Below are 12,876 nucleotides of genomic sequence, written 5' to 3'. Positions count from 1 at the left end.
ACTGTGATGCGCCACGCTATCTATATTTCCCCGTTTTGTTACATTTGCGCATCACGCGGATGAGTGTCGCGTTTGATGGCCCTCATTTGAGTGGGCATCAATGTCTTTGGATTGGTTGGGGAACTAGCTTGGCTACGCCTGTCGAACCCTTGCGTTTGCTGCTTCTGGCGGATTCGCCGGAATGGTCAGCGTTATTACGCGAGTGCCTGGCGCCCCTCGGGGATGCCGTGTTTCTCGACTGTGCGTCGAGCTGGGACGCTATTGGCGATGCCGCCGATCCCTCGCACGCGTTCATTCTCTTCACCACGCCCGCGCTGCAACCGACGGCGGGGCAGTGCAGCTGGCCAACGGTGCTGCTGTTCGACGCCGAGCCTGACGTGGAGCCGGTGGGCGTCGCTGACTGGCTGGTGCGCGAATGCCTCACCCCTCAAAGCGTGCGCCGTTGCCTGCGTCACGTGCGCGAGCGCGGTCTGCTGGAAAACACCCTGCAACGCCTGGCCGAACAGGATCCGCTGACCGGCATTGCCAACCGCCAGGGTTTTCAGACCTTGCTGGCGGCTCGCCTGGTCGAATTCGACGGACGCGGGTTGGCGCTGGGGCATCTGGATCTGGATAACTTTCGCCGTGCCAACGATGCACTTGGCCATCAAGCGGGTGATCGGCTGATCCTTCAGGTTGTCGCGCGGTTGAAAAGTCAGCTTGAGGCGTGCGATCAACTTGCACGCTTGGGCAGCGACGAGTTCGCCCTGCTGATCGACACGCGCCGCGCGCCGGAGCGGGCGGAATGGATGGCCGAACGCATCACCGAGGCCTTGTCCGAGCCGTATTGGGTCGACGGCGAAAGCCTACTGATCGGTTGCAGCCTGGGCATTGCTCACGCCCGTGCCGACGCGGGCGCCGATCCCTTGATGTGGCATGCCCACATTGCCATGCAGCAGGCAAAAAGCACGCAGGGCTGCACCTTTCATGTTTTCAACGAACGCATCAACCGCAATGCCCGTAGCCTCGCGGACCTGGAAAGCGAACTACGCCGGGCGCTGCGTCGCGACGAGCTGGAACTGCATTACCAGCCGCGACTGTGCCTGAACAGCGGAAAGATCCTGGGGCTGGAGGCGCTGGTGCGTTGGCGTCATGCCGAACGTGGGTTACTGCCGCCCAGCGAGTTCGTGCCGCTGGCCGAGCAAAGCGGACTGATTGTGCCGCTGGGATACTGGGTGATTTCCCGGGCGTTACGTGACATGCAGACGCTGCGCGAGAAAGGCCTGCCGCCGCTGCACATGGCGATCAATTTGTCGTTCCGGCAGTTTCAGGACAATCAGTTGCTGACGACCCTGAGCCGTTTGATCGAGGATCGCGGCGTGGACGCGCAGTGGCTGGAATTCGAACTCACCGAAACTGCCGTCATGCGGCGCAGTGATTTGGTCAAACAGACCATGGACGCGCTGGGCCGACTGGGCGTGCGGTTTTCATTGGATGACTTCGGTACCGGGTTCTCGTCGTTCGTGCACCTGAACAGCCTGCCAATCACCTTGCTGAAGATCGACAAGAGCTTTGTCGGCGAGATGGAACAGCGCGAAGAGAACCGCAAGCTGGTTCACGCCATGATCAACCTGGCGCACAACCTGAGCCTGGAAGTCGTCGCCGAGGGCGTTGAAACCCCGGAACAACTGGCGTTGCTGCGCAGCTTCAATTGCGATCAAGCGCAGGGCTATCTGATCAGCCATCCGTTGGCGTTGCCGGAGCTGCTGGATTATCTGATGTTCGATGAAGGCAAAGGGCGGTTGACGCAGGGCGTTTGATTCCGCGCGTTTCATGTAGGAGCGCGGCTTGTCCCGCGATCTGGCGCGAAGCGGCAGTCATGTCATCCGCCTCGGTGTGTCAGGGATAGCGCATCAGCCGGGTTTGCTGCCGGTTCCCGGCAGATCGCGGGACAAGCCTCGCTCCTACCATTGCTCTGTATCAACCCATCACCACAACGCCTGTCGCCTCTTTGCGCAGCAGCTTCGTGGTCTTGCGCTCGAAAGCGTAGGTGAGGGCAACCGCCGAGCACAGCAGGCCCAGCGCCAGGCCCCACCACACGCCCACCGCGCCTTGATGAGCCAGAAAGCCGAAGCCCCAGGCCAACGGTGCCCCCACGACCCAATAGCTCGCCAGACCGATCAGGAAGGTGGTCTTGGCGTCCTTGAACCCTCGAATCGCCCCCATCGCAATGGTCTGCGTGCCGTCGAGAATTTCAAACCAGGCGGCAATCGCCAGCAGCTTCACCGCCAATTCCACCACGCCCTGGTATTTCGGATCGTTGACGTCCACGAACAGGCCGATGACCGCGTGCGGCGCGACCCAGAACAGGATGCCGAACAACAACATCAGCAGGCCGCCGAAGCCGATGCCCATCCGTCCCGCCGTGCGGGCCAGCAACACGTTGCCCGCCCCGTAATGCAAGCCGATACGCATCGTCACCGCGTAGGAAATGCCCACCGGGATCATGAAAGCCATAGACACCGATTGCAGCGCGATCTGGTGCGCCGCCATTTCCGTGCTGCCCATTGCGCCCATGCAGAACGCCGCGAAGGTGAACAGACCGACTTCCACGGCGTACGTCCCGCCGATGGGCAGACCCAGACGCCATAGCTCTTTGAGGCAACTGCGCGACAGGTTCATCAGGTCTTTGTGAATCGGATACGCCGCGTACGCCTTGTGATAGCGAATGTGCAGCCACAGGGCCAGCGCCATTGTGTTGGTCACGACGGCGGTCACCAGTCCGATTCCCAGCAGGCCCCAGTGCGGCAGACCGTACAGGCCGTGAATGAACGCGTAGTTGAGCCCGAAATTCATCACGACGCCGACCAGGCTGATGACCATCACCGGCGTTGCACGGCCCAGTGCGCTGGTGAACCCGCGCAGCGCCATGAAGCTCAGCAGGCCGGGCAGGGCGAGCGGCAGGGTGATCAGAAACTGGCTGGCCATGTGCACGTTGGCTTCGTCCTGGCCGAAATTCAGCAGGATCGGCTCAAGGTTCCACAGAATAAGGGCTGCGATCAGCGCCATGCCCCACGCCAGCCAAAGCCCGGCTTGGGTCAGACGCGTTGCGCCGGCGTCGTCGTTTGCCCCTTTTCGAATGGCGACCAACGTGCCAACCGCCGCCATGACGCCGACGCAGAAAAACGACACGAAGTTGTAACTGGCAGCACCCAACCCGCCACCGGCCAGGGACTCGGGACCGAGTTTGCCCATCATCACGGTGTCGGTGAAGACCATCAGCATGTGCGCCATCTGGGATGCGATCAGCGGCCCGGCCAGGCGCAGGATGATCCACAGTTCTTTGAAGGCGTGCTGTTGCATAGGCGAGCGCTCGGAGGTGGAGGCATTGATGAGCGCTTCATTGTGGTGATTCGTGCACCAATGCACAAAGGGATAAATCCGATCATTGGCATGAGTAAAACTCATCCTGGCTCATTTCCGGTACAGTGCCATGAGTCGCCTTCACGTACAGAGGAACGTGTCCAATGCCTCGTAGTCTCCCGCCCCTGTATGCGCTGCGCGCATTTGAAGCTGCTGCGCGGCATGCCTCTTTCACCCGCGCCGCTGAGGAGCTTTCGATCACCCAAAGCGCGGTGAGTCGGCACATCCGAACGCTTGAGGAGCACTTCGCCTGTCGTCTGTTTCGCCGAAACGGTCGCAACCTACAGTTGACGGAGGCCGCGCGTGAACTGTTGCCGGGCGTGCGCGAAGGTTTCTCTGCACTGGAGCGGGCCTGCAGCGCGTTGATGGCCGAAGAAGGGATTCTGCGCATGAAGGCACCGTCCACGCTGACCATGCGCTGGTTGTTGGCGCGGCTCAGTCGCTTTCGTCATTTGCAGGTCGGCAATGAGGTGCAACTGACCAGCGCCTGGATGGACATCGACAATGTCGACTTCACCCAGGAACCGTTCGACTGCGCGGTGTTGTTGAGCCGCGGTCATTTCCCGCCGGACTGGGAAGCGACCTACCTGTTCCCCGAGCTGTTGATTCCCGTCGGATCGCCCAGCCTGCTCGATGATTCGCCTTGGGATGTCGAGCGACTGGCCAGCGCGGAGCTGCTGCATCCCACCCCGGACCGGCGCGACTGGCGGAGCTGGCTAGAGCGCATGGGATTGTCGGATCAGGTCTCGCTCAAGGGCGGGCAAGTGTTTGACACGCTGGAACTGGGGATGATCGCGGCGGCGCGCGGCTACGGGGTGTCCATGGGTGATCTGCTGATGGTGGCCGAGGACGTGATTCAAGGGCGACTGAGCCTGCCCTGGCGTACGGCGGTGGTCAGTGGCGAGAACTATTACCTTGTCTGGCCGAAAACCCGGCCGGGCGGCGAGCGCTTGCGCCGGCTCAGCGACTTTCTACAGGGCGAAGTGCAGGCGATGGAGTTGCCCGAAGTGACCATCCTGGAGTGACGTGCTTGCCGCACCCGCTTTTCGCGGGTGGTGGCGTTTAGGCCTGGTAAAGCCCCACCGCTGAAAAATTGAAACAACTTGTAACCAGGCCCTTCGTCCTAAGACCGGGTGTAGGACTCAAGTATTCTTCATGTCAGCCGAATGTGTAATTGCATACCGGTTTGTTCCAATCGGTTCATCGATGTCCTCTATTAGATAATGTCCGAATGGTTTTCCTGAGATCAGGACGATCCAGTCGTTCGGCAAGGAGTCTTCATGTCTCAGCCCCGTGCCCGTATTGCCTCGCAACTCGGTATTGCCCTGGCCGTCATCCTGGCCGTTGTCATCAGCGGCAGTACCCTGTTCGCCCTTCGTTCTCTGGATTCGGCGAACCTGGCCATCCGTGAGGAACATATGGGCAGCGAAGCGCGCTTGCTGGCTGACCAGTTGAACACCTTCCACAGCACCTTGCGCGACAGCACTCAACGTTTGAGTGGGCTGTTTGAGAAGCGCTTCAATGGCCTCACGCTGCAAGCGGATCAGCAGATCGCTGTCGCGGGCGTGCAGACCCCGACGTTGCTCCTCAATGGCAACGCCCTGAACAATGACTTCGCCGAAGTGGATGATTTCAAGAAGATGACCGCAGGCGTGGCGACCGTGTTCGTGCGCAGTGGCGACGACTTCATCCGGATCAGCACATCGCTGAGCAAGCAGGATGGTTCGCGCGCCATCGGCACGACGCTGGACCACAAGCATCCCGCCTACGAGCGACTGCTGGCCGGGCAGGAGTATGTCGGTCGCGCCTTGCTGTTCGATCGTTTGTACATGACCCAATACAGTCCGGTCCGTGACGCCGGTGGCAAGGTCATCGCAGTGTTGTTCGTGGGATTCGATTACACCGACGCGCAAAAGGCTCAGTTCGATAACCTCAAGAGTTTCCGGATCGGCAAGACCGGTTCGCTGGCGCTCCTTGACGAGCAGAACAAATGGCTTGTCCCGCCTGCGGGCGTGAAGGATCTGGATCAGGCGAGCAAAACCTTGACCGGCTTCGTTAAAGAACCCGGCAAAGGTCGCTTCTGGCAGGACGCGGGCAACGATTTCTACACCGTCGCGGAGCCATTTTCAGGCGGCCCGTGGTCGATTCTGGCGATCATGCCCAAGGACGAAATCAGCGCCGTGACCTGGAGCGTGGGTACGCAATTGGCGATCGGCAGCCTGCTGGCGATGTTGATCGCCGTCAGTGCAGCGATCTGGCTGCTGCGCAGCAAGCTTCAACCGCTGTCGGATCTGGTGACTCAAGCTGAGGCATTGGGTGCCGGCGATCTGAGCGCCCGCCTGAATGTCACCCGGCACGACGAGATCGGCCAGTTGGCGGCCAGCTTCAACAAGATGGGGCAAGCGCTGGAAACCATGGTGTCGCACATTCGCACCGCCGCGCAGGAGGTCAGCGGCCGGGCGCATGCGTTGTCCGGCCTGTCCGGTGGCGCTTACGAGGGCATGGAGCAACAGTCGGGCGAAATCACCAGCATGGCCGGGGCAGTCGAAGAGTTCAGCGCAACAGCACTGACCATCGCCGACAACATGGGCAGCACCGAACGTATGGCGCAGGGCAATGCCCAGCAAACGCGTATCGGTCGCGCGTCCATGGAAGAAGCCTCGGCCTCGCTGGAGCAAATTGCAGGTTCGCTGGGCAGCACGGCTGCCGTGATCGACACCCTTGGCCAGCGCTCGCAGGAGATCGGCGGCATCGTCAGCGTGATCACCTCCATTGCCGAGCAAACCAATCTGTTGGCCCTCAACGCCGCCATTGAGGCTGCGCGCGCGGGCGAGCAAGGTCGTGGTTTTGCCGTGGTCGCCGATGAGGTTCGCAATCTCGCCTCGCGCACCCGTCAGGCCACCGACGAAATCTCCGGCATGATCACCAGCATCCAGCAGGAAACCAGTAACGCGATCAACACGATGGAACAAGGCAACGCGCTGATGCAGGAAGGTTTGACGCGCAACGCCAAGGTGGCCGCAGCGCTGGCGCAGATCGACGAACAAAGCCGTTCCGCGGGCGAGCAGTTCGCGTCCATCACCACCGCGACCCAAGAGCAAAGCAGCACCGCGACCATGCTCAGTGCCAACCTGCAAAGCATTGCACTGGCGAACAGCGAACAGCGTGAAGTGGTGTCGAATCTGGCAGTCACGGCTCAAGAGCTGAACGCGCTGGCAGCGGATCTGCGCAAGGAAGTGGATCGGTTTCGGTGAGTTATTGACCGCCCTTTGCTTAGACGGCTGGCCGGTGGATGCAGGCTGGTCGGGCGTTTGGGTATCGGGTGGTCACGGCCACCGTTGAGCCGCGTGCAAGACACGAAGTACGGTGATGGCTTGTGACGTTTCTGCATAGATCACCAGATAGTTCGGCGCTACCACCATTTCTCTCGTCCCTGTCTCTCTCCCGGCCTTGTAAAGGCGAGGGTGAGTGGGCAGGTGCTCGATTCGCGAATCTATTTCCTCTTTAAGCCGCCAAGCCGCAGCAGGGTCGTCATCTGAGATGTAGTCGAGAATTGCCAGTAAATCGGCTTTGGCGTACTTGCTCCATTCAACTGTCAGCACCACGCTTCCTTCTGAGTAATGTCGCTGCTTCGTCCATGACGTCCTCATGTGAGGTCTTCGGGCCTGTGTCTTCCATGGCTTCGCGTACTTTTGCCCTGAACCATTTGTCGTAGGCCGCAGCGTCACTGGTAAACCCGGCCGGCAGGGCGCCTTCTTTCGCAACTCGGGTGAGCAGTATTCGTACTGCGTCAGAAACCGTCAGGCCGAATTTCGCCAGCGTTTCTGCGGCTTGGGTTTTGAGTTCGTCATCAATACGGACGTGCAACATCGAGGTTTGAGTGGGCATCGTTATCTCCTTCGAAAGACTCACTATGTATCTCATTTGAGATACAGGCAATGAGTCTTTCAGCTTGTAGACGGCCGATACTGCAACGCCTCTGCGATATGGCTCCTGGCGATTGCATCGACGTTCTCCAGATCCGCAAGCGTTCGTGCGACTTTCAGCAAGCGGTGTGCTGCACGCAAAGACAAATTCAAGCGTTCACAGGCGGTTTCAAGCCAGGCCTCGTCTTCGGCGAGCAGCGCGCAATGCTGTCTCAGCGCAGGTAAGTCGAGAAACGCATTGGCACAACCCTGACGCTTGTTCTGGCGCTCGCGAGCATCGGACACCCGCTGCGCGGCACTGGCGCTGCTTTCGCCGCCTTGCGCAGTGGCGGCCAGAGACGTGGTTTCGCGCGCGACCGTCAGGTGCAGGTCGATTCGATCCAGCAGCGGGCCGGAGAGTTTGTTGCGGTAGCGCTGAATCTGATCGGTCGAGCAGCGACAACGCCCGGTGGGTTCTCCGTGATAACCGCAGGGGCACGGGTTCATCGCCGCCACCAGTTGGAACCTGGCCGGGAAACGAACGCGATCCCGGGCGCGTGAAATGACGATGTGGCCGGATTCCAGCGGCTCTCGCAAAACCTCCAGCACACGCCGATCGAATTCGGGAAGCTCGTCCAGAAACAGCACGCCGTGATGGGCGAGGGTGATTTCACCGGGTTGCGGGCGGCTGCCCCTGTAGGATACTTAAATTGCTGCGACGTGTAGTATCTGGGGCCCAGACCCGCCTTGAGGGCGTTCAGAAATTGCTGCGACGCCATACCTAAATAGCTGCGACGGACCTACAAATGGTTGGAAATAGCTGCGACAAAACTAAACCGAGCCCCGTGCGCTCCATCAAACCCACCAGACGCAGTGTGTCGGGCGTTTTCCCATTCCGTGATGAAGGCGGCATTCGGTATGAATCTCTGCTTGAACGAGATTTCCTTTTGCGTACGGAGTTTTCGAAAGACGTGCTGGCGATCATCCCTCAGCCAGTGAGCCTTCCGTTTGTGACCAAGGGCAGGCAATACAGCTATACGCCTGACTTCTTGGTTTATTACCGCCTCGGAGACCGACATCCCGATGACTATCCCAAGCCCATGCTCGTTGAGGTTAAACCTGAAGCCGAATGGCGGCAGCATTGGCAAAACTGGTTACCCAAGTGGAAGGCTGCTTGGCGCTATGCGAAGGATCAGGGTTGGTCCTTTCACATCCACGACGAGTCCAGAATTCGCGACACCGCGTGGCAGAACATTAGTTTTCTGGAGCGATATGAGCGCATGACGTTTGCGGTCGAGGAAAGCGACTGGATCATCAACACTGTTCGAGAGATGGGCGTCGCTCCGGTTCACTATCTGCTGGCCAAACACTCGTGTGCTCATTACCGAGGCCAGGGGATCAGTCATCTCTGGCATCTCATTGCTACTCGGCGGCTGGTTTGCGACATCCGTCTGCCCCTCAATGACTTTCTTGAAGTGTGGGTGGCCTAGTGATGGGTGACGATACTAAGGACGTCACGACGCCCTACGAACCGAATCGGCTCGATGTGCCGATCGAGGTGGGCGCGGTGGTTGCTCACGGCGACTCTGCCTACCGTATCTCGCAGGTCTTGGATTTCCGGACTGTGGTGGGGATTGATCTTGAGTCGGGTCGGGCTGCCGCGTTGCCTATTGGCGCTTTGAAGGCAGTTAAGCGAGAGAGAGTCGAAGGTCTCTACGCGAATTACGACATGGCGGTGATTGGAAGCGAAGATTGGGCTGAAGCCAAAAGGCGTTACCAGATCATTGAGCCGCTGCTTGGCAGCGTGGTGGTTGGGCGGGCTGAGGTTAAGGCCAGGGGTGTTGAGTTTGGAGTCGATACTGCCACTGTTTACCGTTGGCTGGACCGATACAAGCAGTGGGGAGAGCTGCTGGCGCTGATTCCACGTAAGCGAGGTTGGAAGGAAGGGAATTCAAGAATTTCAGACGCTGCTGGTCAGATCGTTGAGGAAGTGATCCTGAATTATTATCTGCAACGACACCGACCGACTGTGCCGAAAACCATCGAGAGAATTAAGGAAGCCTGCGAGGCTCAGAACATCACGCCTCCCGGCAATACCGCTATCAGGGCAAGGCTTAAGGGCATCCCTGATAAAGATTACCTGCGCGGACGTGGGTTTGCTGAAAAGGCCCGGAATAAATACAACCCCACCCCGGGCTCATTCCCAGGTGCGGACTATCCGCTCGCACTCGTTCAGATCGACCACACACCCATGGACATTTTGCTGGTTGACGATGTTCATCGGAGGTCAATTGGCAGGGTGTGGATCACGTTCGCAATCGATGTCTACTCCCGGATGATCACCGGTTACTACCTTGCGCTGGATGCTCCCGCTGGCATCTCGGTAGCAATGTGTGTGGCCCACTCCATACTGCCGAAGGAGGAGTGGTTGACTGCCCATGGTGTCAATGGAGAGTGGCCGGTTTGGGGCAAACCAAAAATTCTGCATGCGGATAACGGTGCCGATTTCCAATCAGAGGATGTCGTCAAGTCTTGCTCCAACTACGGCATCGAAAACCGGTTTCGACCAGTTAAACGACCTCGCTATGGCGCGCACATTGAGCGCTTGATGGGGACGTTTGCGCAGACTCTCAAAGACATGCCGGGCAGAACGTACAGTAAAAAGGAAGACCGAGACGGCTATGACTCTGAGAAGCATGCAGCTCTAACCTTTGATGAGTTTGAGACTTGGTTGATCAGAGAAATCCTGATCTACAACGAGTCCTACCACTCCAAGATTTACATGAGTCCCAGCAGAAAATGGCACATCGGGATTTTTGGTAATGCGGATCAGGATCCATTGGTGGGCGTTCCACAAAGGCCTACCGACCCCTTCACTTTGCAAAGAGACTTTCTGCCTGCATTCGAGAGAACAGTCCAGCATTACGGGGTACAGATCGACGTATTCTATTACTCCGAAGCCTTGAGGCCCTGGATCAATGCCATAGACAACGTTTCTGGCAAGGCGCGCACGTTCGTATTCCGGCGCGACCCGCGCGACATCAGCTTTATCTGGTTTTTTGATCCAGTCTTGAAGCAGTATTTCAAGGTCCCGGTTTCTAACCAGTCGTTCCCGGCCGCCAGTGTTTGGGAGTTCAGAGCCGCCAAAAAGCGCGCGATTGATGAAGGCCATGCCAACATCAATGAACTCTTGATCAAACGCTATATTCTCGAAAACCGTGAGCTAGTGGCTAAGTCTGAGGCTCAGACAGCGAAAACCAGGCGCCAAGCTCAGCGTCACCGTGTGCATGCAAAGGGTAAGACTCCGGCTCAGCCCAATCCGCAACTTCCTAAGATCGCGCCTGCACCGGTCAACGACCTTGCCAATCTGATTGATGGCGACCTGGATGACTTTGGGGATATCGCATGACGGACTACAACCATATCCACCCTGAATTTCAACCGGTCGCGCACTTGTCGGCCCAAGAGCGCATTGATTTTCTGTATCAGAACCGCTGGGTAGGCTATCCGGTAGCCCAAAAGCTGATCGATTTGCTGCGACTTCTCATGACCCTTCCAACCCAAACTCGGATGCGTAACTTGCTGGTGGTCGGGGACTCAAATAATGGCAAGACCACGATCATCAAGCGCTTCGAATCGTTGCATGGCAAGGGCTTTGTAAACCCAGATGGGGAGGCTGTTAAGCCCGTCATCGTTGTCGAATCGCCTCCGAAGGCAGATGAGCGATCGCTTTATTGCGCCATTTTGGAGAAGTTCTGGACGCCATATCGGGCCACAGATGTCGTTGCGAGGCTGCGATACCAGGTCATTCATCAGATGCGTGATTGCCACGTCAGGTTGCTCATCATTGATGAACTTCACTCGATGCTGACGGGTACGGCCCGACAGCAGCAGGAAATGATGAATGTCATCAAGCTTCTTTGTAATGAGCTCGGTATCTCTGTGATCGGAGTCGGCACTGAGGATGCAGTTCGTGTGCTGCACACAGACGCACAGCATGCCAGCCGATTCGAGGTCTTCCCGCTGCGCAACTGGGAGAAGGGTATCGATTTTCAACGGTTCCTGAAGGGGTTCGAGTCCGTGCTTCCATTACGCGAGCCTTCAGGCATTTTTCAACCTCACCTGACTGGCTTGTTGCACGGCATCTCCGAAGGAAACACGGGAAACCTGCATACGCTTCTGGTTGAATGTGCCAAGGAAGCGATCAGTTCTGGGAAGGAGAGAATTGATGCCGACATCATTCAGAGCAAATCATGGGTGAAACCTACTCGTGGCATCCGGAATTTGATATAGCCGGCGCCCTCTGGCCTAGAGCCCGAAATGTTTTACCAGATGAGCTCCTCTCTTCTTGGTTGATCCGCAACGCTTTCGCGCATGGATGCTCGCCTATGTCACTGACTGGAAGCCTGTGGCCTAGCTGGCGGTGCTGGACGGTGGATCTGGATAGGGGCTTGTCTACTCAGCAGATGAGCCCTCTGGCTAGGCTTTCGGGCGTTTCGGATGAGCACATTAGCCTCTGCACCCTGCAGCCCATCTCGCACGTTTTGAATCCTGGTATTGGCACTACAAAGGGGGTGTGGCCTTGGATTCTCACGAGGGGATTTAGCAACCGGCGACCAATTGGTGGATTGCAATGCTGTCCGTTTTGCTTCTCTGAGGGAGTCCCGTATTACCGGATATCCTCCAGGCTGGCGTGGCACACCTGCTGTGAGAAGCATCTGTCTGCGTTAATTGACTCATGCCCCGCATGTGGAGCCTCGTTGCAACCTCACATGCTGGAGCAAGAGGGGCCGGACTGCGGTCATTGCCATCGCTGCAAGAAACGCTTGGACGCCGAAATCGGCGGGCTAGGGTTCGCTGCAGGAGCGCTGGCCTTTCAGAGGGCCGCTGACGATGCGCTACGCGGAAAGGGGAGAGAGGGGGCTTTTTCCTGCGATCCGTATGATTGGTTTTATCGGGCTCGCTTCGTCCTGGGTATTCTGAGAGTGTCCGCCACCAGCGGATCAAAGACGTTCTCGGCCTTCAGGCGAATATTCAATATCGGTGCAGTAGCTCGCCCGATTTCCGGCCTTCCGCTAGAGATGCTTCCAGTGCGGGATAGGATGGATCTGTTGGCGGCAGCATGGAAGATAATGGAGACGGGAGAGGGGCAGATAGAAGAGGCCATCCTGGCGAGCTCGATCCCTCGTAAGTCTTTGATGGTGCCTGCGGGAGAAATCACAGTACGCGTGAAGTCGCTACTTGATCGACTGCCAGTGGGGGCCACCCGAAAACGCTCATCCCCGGGCGAGCGGTCCCCCGCGTCGAAGCGCACAGTGGAAAAGCTATGGGCAAGGTTGAAAAGGAAGGTCTGGCGAGATGGTTGAGAGTCATGGGCATGGAGAGGGCAATTGTGCTTCGTGCGATAGGGTCATGCAGGTTGCGCATAAGGTCTATCTGACCAAGCGCTATTGCAACACGTGCTATGCGCGACTGTTCAAAGCGCGGCTGTGTCCGGGCTGCGGAGAGTCAGCTCGTCTCGCGACTTTTCATGCCTCGGCGGTCTGTGATTCATGCATAACTTCGGCCC

10 protein-coding genes and 1 pseudogene are annotated in these 12,876 nt (G+C 58.3%); 7 read left to right on the top strand and 4 right to left on the bottom strand.

What is annotated here, in order from left to right; translation table 11 throughout:
• Positions 1–128: 128 nt before the first annotated feature.
• Positions 129–1,799, top strand: a complete 1,671-nt coding sequence (locus tag AB4N84_RS10155) for a putative bifunctional diguanylate cyclase/phosphodiesterase (protein ID WP_460046223.1) — start codon at positions 129–131, stop codon at positions 1,797–1,799.
• A 160-nt stretch (positions 1,800–1,959) separates the two neighbouring features.
• Here the strand turns inward: AB4N84_RS10155 and AB4N84_RS10150 are convergent, their stop codons facing one another.
• A complete protein-coding gene (locus AB4N84_RS10150) occupies positions 1,960–3,342 on the bottom strand; it encodes a NorM family multidrug efflux MATE transporter (RefSeq protein ID WP_074754951.1) in 1,383 nt (460 codons plus the stop codon).
• A 164-nt stretch (positions 3,343–3,506) separates the two neighbouring features.
• On the opposite strand from AB4N84_RS10150, the gene AB4N84_RS10145 reads away from it, so the two are divergent.
• Positions 3,507–4,427, top strand: coding sequence for a LysR substrate-binding domain-containing protein (locus tag AB4N84_RS10145; protein ID WP_074754649.1), 921 nt, complete (start codon positions 3,507–3,509; stop codon positions 4,425–4,427).
• A 255-nt stretch (positions 4,428–4,682) separates the two neighbouring features.
• On the top strand, positions 4,683–6,656 hold the full coding sequence (locus tag AB4N84_RS10140; RefSeq protein WP_074754647.1) for a methyl-accepting chemotaxis protein: 1,974 nt from the start codon (positions 4,683–4,685) through the stop codon (positions 6,654–6,656).
• Between the two features lie 72 nt (positions 6,657–6,728).
• Here AB4N84_RS10140 and AB4N84_RS10135 read toward each other — a convergent pair whose 3' ends face one another.
• From AB4N84_RS10135 to AB4N84_RS10125, 3 genes and pseudogenes are all read right to left on the bottom strand, one after another.
• Positions 6,729–7,004 carry a type II toxin-antitoxin system RelE/ParE family toxin gene (locus AB4N84_RS10135; protein ID WP_460046222.1) on the bottom strand — a complete coding sequence of 92 codons (276 nt, stop codon included), beginning with the start codon at positions 7,002–7,004 and terminating at the stop codon, positions 6,729–6,731.
• Positions 6,991–7,272: a type II toxin-antitoxin system RelB/DinJ family antitoxin gene (locus tag AB4N84_RS10130; protein ID WP_460046983.1), complete on the bottom strand. Its 282-nt coding sequence runs from the start codon at positions 7,270–7,272 to the stop codon at positions 6,991–6,993. The genes AB4N84_RS10135 and AB4N84_RS10130 overlap by 14 nt, the downstream gene beginning before the upstream one ends.
• 77 nt (positions 7,273–7,349) lie before the next feature.
• Positions 7,350–8,000 (bottom strand): annotated as a pseudogene (locus AB4N84_RS10125) (ATP-binding protein); the annotation flags it as partial.
• Positions 8,001–8,233: 233 nt separating this feature from the next.
• Between AB4N84_RS10125 and AB4N84_RS10120 the strand changes: the two are divergent.
• The 4 genes from AB4N84_RS10120 to AB4N84_RS10105 are packed head-to-tail and all read left to right on the top strand — an operon-like array spanning position 8,234 to position 12,673.
• Positions 8,234–8,797 (top strand): TnsA endonuclease N-terminal domain-containing protein, encoded by a 564-nt coding sequence (locus AB4N84_RS10120; RefSeq protein WP_092406838.1) that lies wholly within the window; start codon positions 8,234–8,236, stop codon positions 8,795–8,797.
• 2 nt (positions 8,798–8,799) lie between these two features.
• On the top strand, positions 8,800–10,716 hold the full coding sequence (locus AB4N84_RS10115) for a Mu transposase C-terminal domain-containing protein (RefSeq protein ID WP_092406730.1): 1,917 nt from the start codon (positions 8,800–8,802) through the stop codon (positions 10,714–10,716).
• Complete coding sequence (locus AB4N84_RS10110) at positions 10,713–11,600, top strand: TniB family NTP-binding protein (protein ID WP_460046221.1); 888 nt, start codon at positions 10,713–10,715, stop codon at positions 11,598–11,600. The genes AB4N84_RS10115 and AB4N84_RS10110 overlap by 4 nt, the downstream gene beginning before the upstream one ends.
• The gene (locus AB4N84_RS10105; RefSeq protein ID WP_460046220.1) at positions 11,561–12,673 is read left to right on the top strand and encodes a TniQ family protein; all 1,113 of its coding nucleotides are present in this window, start codon (positions 11,561–11,563) and stop codon (positions 12,671–12,673) included. Before AB4N84_RS10110 ends, AB4N84_RS10105 begins: the two co-directional genes overlap by 40 nt.
• Positions 12,674–12,876: the final 203 nt, after the last annotated feature.

Source organism: Pseudomonas sp. S2_H01 (assembly GCF_054668305.1).
Note: the sequence above shows the minus strand (reverse complement) of the source record. Positions and strands in the feature narration are given on the sequence as shown.

Coding starts and splice junctions, on each gene's coding strand:
- AB4N84_RS10115 (WP_092406730.1), top strand. CDS start 8,800: ATGGGTGACGATACTAAGGACGTCACGACGCCCTACGAACCGAATCGG.
- AB4N84_RS10145 (WP_074754649.1), top strand. CDS start 3,507: ATGCCTCGTAGTCTCCCGCCCCTGTATGCGCTGCGCGCATTTGAAGCT.
- AB4N84_RS10140 (WP_074754647.1), top strand. CDS start 4,683: ATGTCTCAGCCCCGTGCCCGTATTGCCTCGCAACTCGGTATTGCCCTG.
- AB4N84_RS10130 (WP_460046983.1), bottom strand. CDS start 7,272: ATGTTGCACGTCCGTATTGATGACGAACTCAAAACCCAAGCCGCAGAA.
- AB4N84_RS10150 (WP_074754951.1), bottom strand. CDS start 3,342: ATGCAACAGCACGCCTTCAAAGAACTGTGGATCATCCTGCGCCTGGCC.
- AB4N84_RS10105 (WP_460046220.1), top strand. CDS start 11,561: ATGGGTGAAACCTACTCGTGGCATCCGGAATTTGATATAGCCGGCGCC.
- AB4N84_RS10110 (WP_460046221.1), top strand. CDS start 10,713: ATGACGGACTACAACCATATCCACCCTGAATTTCAACCGGTCGCGCAC.